At 73.0% G+C, this 12,935-nt stretch carries 10 protein-coding genes; 9 read left to right on the top strand and 1 reads right to left on the bottom strand.

What is annotated here, in order from left to right; genetic code table 11:
* The first annotated feature begins 264 nt into the window (after positions 1-264).
* From ACTHAM_RS12830 to ACTHAM_RS12870, 9 genes are all read left to right on the top strand, one after another.
* Positions 265-1,869, top strand: coding sequence for an ABC transporter ATP-binding protein (locus ACTHAM_RS12830; RefSeq protein ID WP_440688039.1), 1,605 nt, complete (start codon positions 265-267; stop codon positions 1,867-1,869).
* The gene (locus ACTHAM_RS12835) at positions 1,866-3,116 is read left to right on the top strand and encodes an ABC transporter permease (RefSeq protein ID WP_440688041.1); all 1,251 of its coding nucleotides are present in this window, start codon (positions 1,866-1,868) and stop codon (positions 3,114-3,116) included. The genes ACTHAM_RS12830 and ACTHAM_RS12835 overlap by 4 nt, the downstream gene beginning before the upstream one ends.
* The gene (locus tag ACTHAM_RS12840; protein WP_440688043.1) at positions 3,113-4,420 is read left to right on the top strand and encodes an ABC transporter permease subunit; all 1,308 of its coding nucleotides are present in this window, start codon (positions 3,113-3,115) and stop codon (positions 4,418-4,420) included. The genes ACTHAM_RS12835 and ACTHAM_RS12840 overlap by 4 nt, the downstream gene beginning before the upstream one ends.
* A 7-nt stretch (positions 4,421-4,427) precedes the next feature.
* On the top strand, positions 4,428-4,832 hold the full coding sequence (locus tag ACTHAM_RS12845) for a cytidine deaminase (RefSeq protein ID WP_440688045.1): 405 nt from the start codon (positions 4,428-4,430) through the stop codon (positions 4,830-4,832).
* On the top strand, positions 4,829-6,121 hold the full coding sequence (locus ACTHAM_RS12850) for a thymidine phosphorylase (protein WP_440688047.1): 1,293 nt from the start codon (positions 4,829-4,831) through the stop codon (positions 6,119-6,121). The genes ACTHAM_RS12845 and ACTHAM_RS12850 overlap by 4 nt, the downstream gene beginning before the upstream one ends.
* Before the next feature lie 177 nt (positions 6,122-6,298).
* Positions 6,299-6,535, top strand: coding sequence for a hypothetical protein (locus tag ACTHAM_RS12855; RefSeq protein WP_440688049.1), 237 nt, complete (start codon positions 6,299-6,301; stop codon positions 6,533-6,535).
* Complete coding sequence (locus ACTHAM_RS12860; protein WP_440688051.1) at positions 6,532-7,674, top strand: adenosine deaminase; 1,143 nt, start codon at positions 6,532-6,534, stop codon at positions 7,672-7,674. The genes ACTHAM_RS12855 and ACTHAM_RS12860 overlap by 4 nt, the downstream gene beginning before the upstream one ends.
* Entirely contained in the window at positions 7,671-8,387 is a 717-nt protein-coding gene (deoC, locus tag ACTHAM_RS12865; protein WP_440688053.1) for a deoxyribose-phosphate aldolase, read from the top strand. Before ACTHAM_RS12860 ends, deoC begins: the two co-directional genes overlap by 4 nt.
* A gap of 131 nt (positions 8,388-8,518) precedes the next feature.
* On the top strand, positions 8,519-10,849 hold the full coding sequence (locus ACTHAM_RS12870; protein WP_440688056.1) for a DUF6055 domain-containing protein: 2,331 nt from the start codon (positions 8,519-8,521) through the stop codon (positions 10,847-10,849).
* A 51-nt stretch (positions 10,850-10,900) separates the two neighbouring features.
* Here the strand turns inward: ACTHAM_RS12870 and ACTHAM_RS12875 are convergent, their stop codons facing one another.
* The gene (locus ACTHAM_RS12875) at positions 10,901-12,778 is read right to left on the bottom strand and encodes a phospho-sugar mutase (RefSeq protein WP_440688058.1); all 1,878 of its coding nucleotides are present in this window, start codon (positions 12,776-12,778) and stop codon (positions 10,901-10,903) included.
* Between the last annotated feature and the right edge of the window lie 157 nt (positions 12,779-12,935).

Raw genomic sequence — 12,935 nt, forward strand, 5'->3', positions numbered from 1 at the left:
ACACTCTCGCGGAGTCGTCGGCAGCGTCATCTGACTATCCCCTGCGAGATGTGTATAAGAGACAGGATGACGCCCGGGCCACCGTGCTGTGTACGGGCACCCGCTCCGGAACCGCTACGGTGCGGGGTGCGCACAGCGACGTGCGCCACAGCGCACGCCGTACCCCGCCGCGGGGATCCGCGTGACGTGCATGAACAGGAGTCCCCGGCCACGATGGAGCGGGGACTGACAACGACGATGGTGTGACTGAGGAGCGTGACAGGTGTGAGGCTCGAACTCCGAGGGATCACCAAGCGCTTCGGCAGCCTCGTGGCGAACGACCACATCGACCTCGTGGTCGAGCCGGGCGAGATCCACGCGCTGCTGGGCGAGAACGGTGCCGGCAAGAGCACGCTGATGAACGTGCTGTACGGCTTGTACGACCCCGACGAGGGCGAGATCGCGGTCGACGGGGTGCCGACGACGTTCGCAGGCCCGGGCGACGCGATGGCCGCCGGGATCGGCATGGTCCACCAGCACTTCATGCTCGTGCCCGTCTTCACCGTGGCCGAGAACGTCGTGCTCGGCCACGAGCCCGTCAAGGGCGGCGGTCTGATCGACCTCGCCGAGGCGCGACGCCGCGTGCGCGAGATCTCCGACCGCTTCGGCTTCGACGTCGACCCCGACGCGCTGGTCGAGGACCTGCCGGTCGGTGCGCAGCAGCGCGTCGAGATCATCAAGGCGCTGTCGCGCCACGCCTCCGTGCTGATCCTCGACGAGCCCACGGCGGTGCTCACCCCGCAGGAGACCGACGAGCTGATCGGGATCATGCGCCAGCTCAAGGAGGCGGGCACGTCGATCGTCTTCATCACGCACAAGCTGCGTGAGGTCCGTGCCGTCGCCGACCGCATCACGGTCATCCGGCGCGGCAAGGTCGTCGGCACGGCGCAGCCGTCCTCCAGCGAGAAGGAGCTGGCCTCGCTGATGGTCGGCCGCTCGGTCGAGCTGGGCGTCGACAAGGCGCCGGCCCGGGCCGGCGAGGTCACCGTCAAGGTGCGCGACCTGAGCGTCATCGACGCGGCCGGTGTGCGTCAGCTCGACCAGGTCGGTTTCGACGTGGCGCGCGGCGAGATCCTCGCCATCGCCGGAGTGCAGGGCAACGGCCAGACCGAGCTCACCGAGGTCATGCTCGGCCTGCTCACGCCGGTCGCCGGCACGGTCGAGCTCGACGGCGAGGACCTGGTCGGTCGCAGCGTCTCCGACGTGCTGGCCGCGGGCGTGGGCTTCGTGCCCGAGGACCGCACCGAGGACGGCCTGGTGGCCGACTTCACCGTCGCCGAGAACCTCGTGCTCGACCTGTTCCACCGCAGCCCGTTCGCCAAGGGCATCTCGCTCGACCTGGGCAGCATCCAGGCCAACGCGGAGCAGCGCATCGTCGAGTTCGACGTGCGCACCCCCAGCATCGAGGCGCACGCGGGCACGCTCTCGGGCGGCAACCAGCAGAAGGTGGTCCTGGCCCGCGAGCTCAGCCGCCCGCTGCGGCTGCTCATCGCCTCGCAGCCCACCCGCGGTCTGGACGTCGGCTCCATCGAGTTCGTGCACCAGCGGATCGTCGCCGAGCGTGACAACGGCACCCCCGTGATCATCGTGTCGACCGAGCTGGACGAGGTCCTGGCCCTGGCTGACCGGATCCTCGTGCTCTACCGCGGCCGCATCGTCGGCGTCGTCCCGGGCGGGACCGACCGCGACGTGCTCGGCCTGATGATGGCCGGCGTGCCGCTCGCCGAGGCCCAGGCCCAGGCCGCCGCCCACCACACCGCGCTCGGCCAGGCCGACCGGGGCCATGCCCCCGGCACGGGCGCCACCGCCTCCGAGGAGGGACTTCTGTGAGCCAGTCCACCCCCGCCGCCGCACCCGCGCCGGCGCCGGCCGCCGAGACCGAGGCCCCCCGCGGGCAGTCGGTGCTGCACGAGATCCTCTCGAGCAGCTGGCTGGTCACCGTCCTGGCCGTCGTGCTCGCGCTGGCGATCAGCGGCGTCCTGATCGCGGCCGCCGACGCGGCCGTGCAGGACGCCGCCACCTACCTGTTCGCCCGCCCGAGCGACTTCTTCTCGGCCGTGTGGACGTCGGTGTCCGAGGCGTACATCGCCCTGTTCCAGGGCGCGGTCGTCGACTTCCGCGCCGACACGTGGCAGAAGGCCATCAAGCCGCTCACCGAGACCATGACGACGTCCGTGCCGCTGATCCTGGCCGGTCTGGGCCTGGGCGTCGGTTTCCGTGCGGGCCTGTTCAACATCGGTGCGCAGGGCCAGATCATCCTCGGCGCGATCTTCGCCGGCTGGGTCGGGTTCTCGCTGTCGCTGCCGCCCGGGCTCCACCTGCTGGTGGCCATGGTCGCCGCGGCGATCGGTGGCGGTCTGTGGGCCGGGATCGCCGGTGTGCTCAAGGCGCGCACGGGCGCGCACGAGGTCATCGTCACGATCATGCTCAACAACATCGCGGTCTACCTGATTGCGTTCCTGCTGACCACCTCGCAGTTCCAGAAGCCCGGCAGCTCCAACCCGATCTCGCCGGACATCAAGGAGAGCGCGCTGTACCCGCTCCTCCTGGGTGACGGCTTCCGGCTGCACGGCGGGTTCATCCTGGCGATCCTCGCCGCGGTGTTCGTGTGGTGGCTCATGGGTCGCTCCACGATCGGCTTCCGCTTCCGCGCGGTGGGCTCCAACCCGAACGCCGCCCGGACGGCCGGCATCTCGGTCAACAGCGCGTACGTGTGGGTCATGGTCTGCGCCGGTGCGCTGGCAGGTCTGGGCGGCTCCGCCCAGGTGCTGGGCACCGAGGGCGTGCTGACCGCCGGTGTCGCCGCGAGCTTCGGGTTCGACGCGATCACCGTGGCGCTGCTGGGCCGCTCCAAGCCGCTCGGCACCTTCTTCGCCGGTCTGCTGTTCGGGGCGCTGCGTGCCGGCGGGTTCGCCATGCAGGCGCGTACCGGGACCCCGATCGACATCGTGCTCGTGGTCCAGTCGCTCGTCGTGCTGTTCATCGCGGCGCCGCCCCTGGTCCGCGCCATCTTCCGTCTGCCCGCACCGGGCGCGCGCCGAGAGCGTCGCGCCGCCACCAAGGAGGTGACCGCATGAGCGCCGCCACGGTCACGTCCCCGGCTCCTGCATCCGGACGTCCCGCTGCCAGCACCGGCAAGCCGCTCGCACCGATCAGCTGGAAGGCCCCGATCGGCTACGGCGTCGTCGGTCTGATCTCGCTGGTGCTGTTCGGGCTGATGGCACCCTCGGGTCGTACGTCGACGTTCACGGTCTCGACGGCGAACGACTTCTTCCAGATCGACCCGATCACCGTGCCCTCGAAGGCGACCGCGATCGTGCTCTCGCTCGTGGCGCTCGCGCTCGCGGGTGTCTCGTTCCTGGCTGCACGCTCGCGCCGCAAGGTGGGCGTGTGGCTCCCGTCGCTGTTCGGTGTCGCCGTCGTCCTGGCGTTCCTCACGTGGGCCGACGCGGGCAAGGCCTCGCCGCTGCCGCTGACGGGTCTGCTGCAGGGTTCGCTGTTCCTTGCGGTGCCCCTGGTGTTCGGTGCGCTGGCCGGTCTGCTCTGCGAGCGTTCCGGCATCGTCAACGTGGCCATCGAGGGCCAGCTGCTCGCCGGTGCGTTCCTCGCGGCGGTCGTGGCCTCGATCACGCACTCGGCGTACGCAGGCCTGGTGGCCGCGCCGATCGCCGGTGCGCTCGTCGGGCTGCTGCTGGTGCTCTTCTCGATCCGCTACGTGGTGAACCAGATCATCGTCGGTGTGGTGCTCAACGTGCTGGTCGTCGGTGTGACGAGCTACCTGTTCTCGACGGTGCTGAAGGTCGACGCAGCCACGTTCAACTCCCCGCCGAAGCTGCCCACCATCGCGGTGCCGGTGCTGAGCCAGATCCCGGTGATCGGCCCGGTGCTGTTCCGCCAGACGGCGCTCGTCTACATCATGTACGTCGTCGTGGCCGTGCTGCAGGTCATGGTGTTCAAGAGCCGCTGGGGCCTGCGTCTGCGGTCCGTCGGTGAGCACCCGAAGGCGGCCGACACGGTGGGTATCAAGGTCAACCTGACCCGCATGAAGTCCACGGTGCTGGGTGGGGCGGTCGCCGGGCTCGGCGGGGCGTTCTTCACGGTCGCCGCGGGGCTGGCGTTCGGCAAGGAGATGACCGGAGGCAAGGGCTTCATCGCCCTGGCGGCCATGATCCTCGGCCGGTGGAACCCCACCGGTGCGCTGGCCGCCGCGCTGCTGTTCGGTTTCTCGGACAACCTGCAGGTGGTCCTCGGGATCATCGGCACGCCGATCCCGAGCCAGATCATGCTCATGACCCCGTACGTCGTGACGATCTTCGCCGTCGCCGGGCTCGTCGGCCGGGTGCGCGCACCTGCCGCCGAGGGCATCCCCTACGAGAAGTGAGACGGGGATGAGCGAGACGACGATCGACTGGGACGGTCTGCGGGCCGCCGCCACGGAGGTCATGCAGCGGGCCTACGTGCCCTACTCGAAGTTCCCGGTGGGCGTCGCGGCCCTGGTCGACGACGGTCGTGTCGTCGTGGGCTGCAACGTGGAGAACGCCTCGTACGGCCTGACCTTGTGCGCCGAGTGCGCGCTGGTGTCCGGGCTGCACGTCTCGGGCGGCGGGCGGCTGGTGGCGTTCACCTGCGTGGACGGGCACGGCAACGTGCTCATGCCGTGCGGGCGCTGCCGTCAGCTGCTGTTCGAGCACGGTGGGCCGCGGCTGCTCGTCGAGACGGTGAGCGGCATCAAGCCGATGAGTGAGGTCCTGCCCGACGCGTTCGGGCCGGACGACCTGGAGGAGCGGGCATGAGTGAGTCGTTCGACGCCGTCGACGTCATCGTCGCGAAGCGGGACGGGCACCGGTTGTCCGACGCGCAGATCGACTGGGTGATCGACGCGTACACGCGCGGCGTGGTGGCCGACGAGCAGATGTCGGCGCTGAACATGGCGATCCTGCTCAACGGCATGGACCGGGCGGAGATCGCCCGCTGGACCGCCGCGATGATCGCCTCGGGCGAGCGCATGGACTTCTCCGGGCTGTCGCGCCCGACCGCGGACAAGCACTCGACCGGTGGCGTGGGCGACAAGATCACGTTGCCGCTCGCGCCGCTCGTCGCGGTGTTCGACGTGGCCGTGCCGCAGCTGTCCGGGCGTGGCCTGGGTCACACGGGCGGCACGCTCGACAAGCTCGAGTCGATCCCCGGCTGGCGCGCGGCGCTCAGCAACGAGGAGATGATGCGTCAGCTCGACGAGGTCGGCGCCGTCATCTGCCAGGCCGGTTCGGGCCTGGCTCCCGCGGACCGCAAGCTGTACGCGCTGCGCGACGTGACCGGCACGGTCGAGGCCATCCCGCTGATCGCCAGCTCGATCATGAGCAAGAAGATCGCCGAGGGCACCGGTGCGCTGGTGCTCGACGTCAAGGTCGGCTCGGGCGCGTTCATGAAGGACGAGGCCCGTGCCGCCGAGCTCGCCCGCACCATGGTCGAGCTGGGCACGGACGCCGGCGTCACGACGGTCGCGCTGCTGACCGACATGTCCACACCCCTGGGCCTGACGGCCGGCAACGCCCTCGAGGTGCGTGAGTCGGTCGAGGTGCTGGCCGGTGGTGGTCCCGCCGATGTCGTGGAGCTGACGATCGCGCTGGCCCGCGAGATGCTCGACGCCGCAGGGCGCCCCGACGCCGACCCGGCCGCCGCGCTGGCGGACGGGCGGGCGATGGACGCCTGGCGGCGCATGATCGCCGCCCAGGGCGGCGACCCGGACGCGACCCTGCCGTGGGCGCGCGAGACCGAGACGGTCGTCGCCGAGCACGACGGTGTGGTGAGCACGCTCGACGCCTACGCCGTGGGTATCGCGGCGTGGCGCCTGGGTGCCGGGCGTGCCCGCAAGGAGGACCCCGTGCAGGCCGGTGCGGGTGTGCAGATCCACGCGCGTCCGGGCGACACCGTACGTGCGGGCCAGCCGATCCTCACGCTGCACACGGACACCCCGGAGCGGTTCGGGCGTGCCCGCGAGGCGCTCGAGGGGGGCATCGTCGTCGAGCCCGCCGGCTCCACCGTGGTGACCCGGCCGCTGGTCATCGACCGCATCACGGCCTGACGTCGACCGACCGGCGCCGCATGTCGGCGGCGCCGGTCGGTGACGGGCCGGTCCGGGCGGGCCTTCCGCGCCGGGGTCGCACGCGGGGCCGGTCGCACGCGTGGCGGGCCGCAGGTGCGCGGAGCAGGATGGCAGTGCCCGCCGGAGCGGTCGGCGGCACGGTCCCCTGGAGGAGCGATGAGCACCGTCCCTGGATCTGACGCCTGGCGGGACGCAGGGCTGGCGCCCGTCGACCCGGACCAGCCGCGTCGGCTGACCGATGACGTGCCGGACACCCCGGCCGAGCTGGCCGACCCCGAGGAGTACGAGCCGGGGTTCGCCCGTGCCGACCAAGCAGGTGCCGCCGACGAGGCGGACGTGCTCGAGCAGGACACCGAGATCCCCGTGGGGGACGAGAAGGACGGGGACGAGTGAGTCAGAGCGACGGCACGCCGGCAGGCGTGGAGGGTGAGCCGGACCCGAGGCTCGTCGAGCAGGTCCGGGCGCTGCCCACGGTCCTGCTGCACGACCACCTCGACGGGGGCCTGCGCCCCGCCACCATCATCGAGCTCGCCGCCGGGGCCGGGCACGTGCTGCCCGAGAGCACCCCGGACGCGCTGGGGGCCTGGTTCGTCCGCGCAGCCAGCTCGGGAAGCCTCGAGCTGTACCTCGAGACGTTCGTGCACACGGTGGCGGTCATGCAGACCGCGCAGAACCTGCAGCGGGTGGCCCGTGAGTCGGTGCTCGACCTGGCCGCCGACGGCGTCGTGTACGCCGAGCAGCGCTACGCCCCGGAGCAGCACCTGGCCGGAGGGCTGACGCTCCAGCAGGTCGTCGACGCGGTGCAGGTCGGTCTCGCCGAGGGTGTCGCGCAGGCCGCGGCGCAGGGGCGAACCATCCAGGTCCGCACGTTGCTGACCGCGATGCGGCACGCGGACCGCGGCGACGAGATCGCCGCGCTGGCCCTGGCCAACCGTGAGGCCGGGGTCGTCGGGTTCGACATCGCCGGCGCCGAGGCGGGGTTCCCGCCGTCACGGCAGGCGTCCGCGTTCCGGATGCTGCGCGACGCGAGCTTCCCGACGACCGTGCACGCCGGCGAGGCCGCCGGCCTGGACTCGGTCGCCGAGGCGGTGCACCTGGCGGGTGCGTGCCGGCTCGGCCACGGGGTGCGCATCCTGGACGACGTGCACGACGACCTGTCCGCGTCCGGTCCGCGCCTGGGGCCCTTGGCACACTGGGTGCGCGACCGGCGGATCCCGCTCGAGACGTGCCCGACGTCGAACGTCCAGACCGGTGCGGCCCGCTCGGTCGCCGAGCACCCCGTGACCCGGCTCAAGCGGCTCGGGTTCGCCGTGACGGTCAACACCGACAACCGGCTGCAGTCCGGGACGACCCTCAGCCGGGAGCTCGCGCTCCTCGTCGAGCAGGCCGGCTGGACACCCGCCGACCTGTGCGACGTGACGGTGACCGCCGCGCAGCACAGCTTCTTGCACCATGACGAGCGCACCCGCCTCGTCGTGGACGTCATCGAGCCCGCCTATGCGGCGGCAACCGGAGGAAGGCACCGCGCATGACCAGCCATCTCGACCCGAGCAGCATCACCGGCCACGCACCGCTGGACGCGACGGGCCTGGCCCGTTTCGTCGACCACACGCTGCTCAAGCCCGAGGCGACCCGCGCCGACGTCGAGGCGCTCATCGCCGAGGGTGCCGCGCTGGGCGTGTACTCGGTGTGCATCTCGCCCTCGTTCCTGCCGGTCGACCTGTCCCAGGCCCCGGGCCTGCTGGTGGCGACGGTGTGCGGGTTCCCCTCGGGCAAGCACCACAGCGAGGTCAAGGCCGCCGAGGCGGCGCGTGCGGTGGCCGACGGCGCGCACGAGGTCGACATGGTGATCGACGTCGGGGCCGCCAAGGCCGGGCAGTTCGCCGCAGTCGAGGCCGACATCGCCGCGGTGCGGGCGGCAGCGCCCGCACCGACGGTGCTCAAGGTCATCATCGAGTCGGCCGCGCTGACCGACGAGGAGATCGTGGCGGTGTGCGAGGCGGCGCGCGCCGCGGGTGCCGACTTCGTGAAGACGTCGACGGGGTTCCACCCGGCCGGTGGCGCCACCGTGCACGCGGTGCGGCTGATGGCCAAGACCGTCGGCGGCGCGCTCGGGGTGAAGGCGTCCGGTGGTGTGCGGACGGCCGCGGACGCCCTGGCCATGATCGAGGCGGGCGCGACGCGGCTGGGCCTGTCGGGCACGGCCGCGGTGCTCGGTGGGCTGGAGGCCGACGCCGGGTACTGACGCGGGTTTCACCCCGACGGGGGCGGAGCAGACGTTGACGACGGCTGCCTGCACCGGGAAGGGTGAGCGCGCGCATGCCGTCGACCGATCCGGGTCGAGCGGGCCGTGCGACAGGAGGGGGCGGTCCGGGGATGCGACGTGTCGGTCGTGGCACGCTGGCGCTCGGGCTCGCCCTGCCGTTCGCCCTCGGCCTCGGCGCGGGTGCCGCCCTGTCGTTCGGCGACGACGGCGCCAAGGACCTGCGGGTCCCTGACGGGTGGGAGTCCGCCTGGTCGGCGGGACACGTGCTCGAGGGCCAGGACGTCGCTCTCGTCTGGGGTGACGCGGCCGGCGCGGACCCCACGCTCGCGCCCGACGCGCTGCGCTTCGACCCGGACCCCGTGCTCGACCGGCTCGACGAGCTGTACCGGCTCGACGTCGACGAGCTGGCCGTGGCGCTCGAGGACGGTCCGGCTGGTGCTCACAAGGTCGTCGTGGTGGTCGACGGCACCTGGACCGCGGGCCCCGGTGCGCCCGCGGCGACGGACAACGGGACCTCGGGTCTGGCGCAGGTGCTGCGGTCCGCCGACCCCGCCGTCCAGGTGACGCCGGCGGTCGGTGCGGTCGGCACGGACGGGGTCGGCGTGGTGCGTCTGGCGCCCGAGCACCTGCGGGGGGACGGCTGGGAGGTTGCCCGCGGCTTCGCCGAGGTGGTGCAGCACTTCGCCCTGCTCGACCGCGGCACCTCGGGAACGGGGGAGTACGGGGCGACGAGCCCGGCGTCGGCGTTCTGGGATGCCAGCGCCGGGTACCTGGCCTCGTTGGCGGTCCCGGGGCACACCGGCGACCTGATCGACCTGGTCCGGTCACCCGAGCTGGCGTGGTCCAGCACGCGGCTGGGTACCGGCGGTCGGCTGCTCCTGCAGTACCTCGCCGAGCGTGACGGGCCGCAGGTCCTCGGCGACCTGTGGCGTGACGCTCGGGCCGGTGAGCAGCCGCTGGACACCTACCGCCGCCTGACAGGGCTGTCGATCGAGGCGCTGCACCGCCGGGTCGCGGAGTACGCGATGCGCACCGTGACGTGGGACTTCGCGGGGACGCCAGGTCTGGGGGCGGCCCTCGACCAGGTCGATCCGCTGGTGCTGCGCGAGCGCGCCACGCCGGTCGACGCGGACCCGACGACCCCGGGGATCTACCGGGTGCCAGGGGTGTTCGCCCCGTCCGACCAGGGTTTCACGATCGTGCGGATGGTCCCGGACACCGCCGGCGGCACGGTGCGCGTCCGGTTGCGCGGTCACGAGGACACCGCCTCGGCGGCCGGTTGGGCGTACGGCTTCGTGGCGGTCGGTGACGGGGCCGCGCGGTACACGACGGTCACCGAGAGCGCCGACGCGGAGATCGAGTTCACGCTCCGGGAGCGCGAGCAGGAGATCTACCTGGTGGTGGTCGGCGCGCCGGCCGCGTCGCACGCCTACGAGTCCCGGTCCGGGTCCGGCAGCACCTACCGGTACCCCTTCGAGTTCGCCGTCAGCGGCGCGAGCGTCGAACCGGCCGACGCGACGGTCACGGTCGAGGGTGCTCACCGGCACCCCAACGGGGGCGGTTGGGTGGACGACCGGGCCACCGTGGCCGACACCGTGTACGTGGCCCCCGGGGCGGTGGTCCGCGGGGCGGCGAACCTCAGCGGTGACGTCCGTGTCGAAGGACGGGCGTGGGTCGCCGACGGGGCGGTGCTCACCGACCGTGCGGTCGTCAGGGACGCGGCCGTCGTCGGGTCCGCGGCGCGGCTCGGCGGGGACGTCGTCGTGGGCGGGGACGCCGTGGTCGACCTGGTGTGCACGCAGGGCAGCTTCCTCACCTACGAGCCGGGCCGCACGTGCGACGGGCGGACCGCGGCGGACGACGTCAACGCCCCGGTGCAGCCGTTCGCCGCGAGCGACCTGGCGATCAGCGTGCCGGTGACGGCCCCGCAGGCGGACGAGCCCACGTCCGCCCCGTCGGCCCCGTCGGCCACGGCCGAGCCGGGTGACGACGAGAGCCTCGAGGAGGCCGGCAAGCCCGCCGGCAAGCCCGACGGCGAGGCCGGCGCCACCCCCGCACCGCCGGCGGTGCGCGACGACGGTCGGCCGCGCGACGGCGCGACCTCGGGTGGGGTGGCGCCCCCCGACCCGGTGGCCGCCGGCTGCACGGCCAGCTACACGGCGAAGACCTGGCCCGAGGGGTTCCAGGGCACCATCGTGGTGACCGCGGGGCCCGAAGGGCTGCAGGCGTGGACCCTGACCTGGACCCTGCCCGACGGGCAGCAGATCACGGAGGCGTGGGGCATCATGCTCGGCACCAGCGGCTCGACGGTCACGGGTGAGAACACGTCGTGGAACGGCGTGGTCGCACCGGGGGGCTCGATCACGCTGGGGTTCAACGGCAGCGCGAAGGGCTCCTCGGGTTCCGTGGTGCCCGCGGTCACCTGCACCAAGACCCGCTGACTCCGGGTCGGTGCTCCGGCGGCGAGTGGCCTCCGGAGCACCGAACGGTGCCTAGATGCCCAGCGCGGACCGCACGTCGGTCGCCACGGCGTCCAACCGGTGCCGTGCGGTGGTGCGTGCCGCGCCGACCGCTGCGTGGTCGGCGTCGGCGGCGACGGGTTCGATGACCTCCAGGTAGCACTTCACCTTCGGCTCGGTGCCGCTCGGGCGCACCACGACGCGCGTGCCGTCGGCGGCGAGCAGGCGCAGACCCTCCGTGGGCGGCAGGCCGCCCCGGTCGTCCTCGGTGCCCGCCGCCAGGTCGACGACGGTCGTGACGGGCGAGCCGCCCAGGTGCGTCGGCGGGTTCTCGCGCAACCGCGCCATGGTCGAGGGGATGAGGGTCAGGTCGGCGAACCTGGCCGAGACCTGGTCGGTGAGGTACAGCCCGTGCGCGCGGGCGAGGTCGTCGAGCGCGTCGACCAGGGTGCGTCCCTCGGCCTTGAGCCGGGCGGCCAGCCCGGCGACGGTCAGGGCGGCCGAGATGCCGTCCTTGTCGCGCACGTGCGCCGGGTCGACGCAGTAGCCCAGCGCCTCCTCGTAGCCGAACACCAGACCGTCGACACGGGAGATCCACTTGAAGCCCGTCAGCGTGGGCACGTGCCGCAGCCCGGCCGCCTGCGCGATCTGCCCCAGCAGCCGTGAGGAGACGATCGAGGAAGCCAGGGCGGGCGCGTCCTCGGACGCCGTCGCGGTGGAGCTGGCGGCGCCGGACGCCAGCACGTGCTGCGCGGACGTGGCGCCCAGCAGGGCCCCGGTCTCGTCGCCGTGCAGCATCCGCCAGCCGTCGGCGCCCGCCGTGTCGGGCCCGCGGTGCGTGCGGGCGCGCAGGTCCTGGACGGCCACCGCGCACCGGTCGGCGTCGGGGTCGAGGGCGATGACAAGGTCCGCCCGCAGGTCGCCGGCCAGCCCGAGCGCCAGGTCGATCGCGCCGGGCTCCTCGGGGTTGGGGAACGCGACGGTGGGGAAGTCGGGGTCCGGCTCGGCCTGCTCGGGCACCAGGTGCACGTCGGTGTACCCGGCCTCGGCCAGCACCCGGGCCGCGGTCGCCCCGCCCACGCCGTGCAGCGGGGTGAGCACGATCCGCAGGTCGGCCGCACGGGTGCGGTACGCGGCGTCCTCGTCGGCCAGTGCGGTCACCGAGGCGACGTACGCGTCGAGGACGGCCTGACCGAGCACGGTCCAGCCCGACTCGGCGCGCGGCACGGACGCCACCGAGGGCACGCGGCCGATCTCGGCGGCGATCGCGGCATCGGTCGGCGGCACGATCTGGGCGCCCTGGCCCGAGTCGGTGACGACCCGTCCGCCGAGGTACACCTTGTAGCCGTTGTCGCGCGGCGGGTTGTGGGAGGCGGTGACCATGATCCCGGCGTCCGCACCGAGGTGACGCACCGCGAAGGCGAGCACGGGTGTGGGCAGCGGCGAGGGCATCAGGAACACCTCGATGCCGACGGCGGTGAGCACGGCGGCGGAGTCACGCGCGAACTCGTCCGACTGGTGCCGGGCGTCGTACCCGATGACGACGCGCGGTGCGGGGTGCACGCCGTCGAGCTCACCGAGCAGGAAGTCCGCCAGGCCGGAGGCCGCACGGATGACGACGGCGCGGTTCATGCGGTGCGGGCCACCTGCCAGCTCGCCGCGCAGACCTGCCGTGCCGAACTGCAGGAGTCCCTGGAACCGGTCCTCGAGCTCGGTGCGGGCCGCGTGGGCCGCCTCGACCTGCTGACGGCGTGTCGGGTCGGTCTCGTCGGCGGCGTGCGCCGTGGGCGGGAACGACCGCGCTGTCGTGAGCAGCTCACGCAGCTGTGCTGCGGTGCGCTCGTCGGGGTCGTCGTCGATCCACGTCTGCACGCGCTCAGCGAGCGCGGCCCATGCGTCCTGGCCGGTCATGCCCACCACGGTATCGGCCGTCACAGCCCCGCACGAACGCGCGCACCCCTCGACGCGCTGCCCGGCGGGTGATCCAGCGGGTGGTCCGCCGGGCCCGGGAGCGGGTCGAGGGGTGCGAGGTCGGTCCGGGGCTCGTCCCGCGGCGGTGCACCGCGGG

The sequence above is a fragment of the Cellulomonas soli genome, from assembly GCF_052036975.1.
GTDB lineage: Bacteria > Actinomycetota > Actinomycetes > Actinomycetales > Cellulomonadaceae > Cellulomonas > Cellulomonas soli_A.